The organism is Enterobacter sp. EC_64 (assembly GCF_019584165.1).
In the GTDB taxonomy this organism is placed as follows: domain Bacteria; phylum Pseudomonadota; class Gammaproteobacteria; order Enterobacterales; family Enterobacteriaceae; genus Enterobacter; species Enterobacter roggenkampii.
This window is the reverse complement of record NZ_VDAS01000084.1, coordinates 1-386: the sequence shown is the minus strand read 5'-3', so window position 1 is coordinate 386 and position 386 is coordinate 1. Positions and strand designations below refer to the sequence as shown.

The window sequence follows — 386 nt, the reverse complement described above, 5'->3', positions numbered from 1 at the left end:
TACGATACTTTTACAGTATCGATGGTATGCGAAGGTGGCGGAATTGGTAGACGCGCTAGCTTCAGGTGTTAGTGTCCTTACGGATGTGGGGGTTCGAGTCCCCCCCCTCGCACCATAAATCACGATGATATTGCTCGCACTGGGCGAAGGTGGCGGAATTGGTAGACGCGCTAGCTTCAGGTGTTAGTGTCCTTACGGATGTGGGGGTTCGAGTCCCCCCCCTCGCACCAACGAGGCGATATCAACATAGCAATAAAGAGTAAGATGACTGTGCGAAGGTGGCGGAATTGGTAGACGCGCTAGCTTCAGGTGTTAGTGTCCTTACGGATGTGGGGGTTCGAGTCCCCCCCCTCGCACCAATTATCTTACAACCCCTCTGAATTTCT

General features: G+C 53.1%; 3 tRNA genes. All 3 read left to right on the top strand.

From position 1 onward, the window contains the following. Positions 1-28: 28 nt before the first annotated feature. The 3 genes from FHC52_RS22560 (at position 29) to FHC52_RS22550 (ending at position 359) form a co-directional block, all read left to right on the top strand. A tRNA-Leu gene (locus tag FHC52_RS22560) sits at positions 29-115 on the top strand. Between the two features lie 28 nt (positions 116-143). Continuing rightward, positions 144-230 (top strand) — tRNA-Leu (locus FHC52_RS22555). A 42-nt stretch (positions 231-272) separates the two neighbouring features. Next, positions 273-359: transfer RNA gene (locus tag FHC52_RS22550), tRNA-Leu, on the top strand. Positions 360-386: the final 27 nt, after the last annotated feature.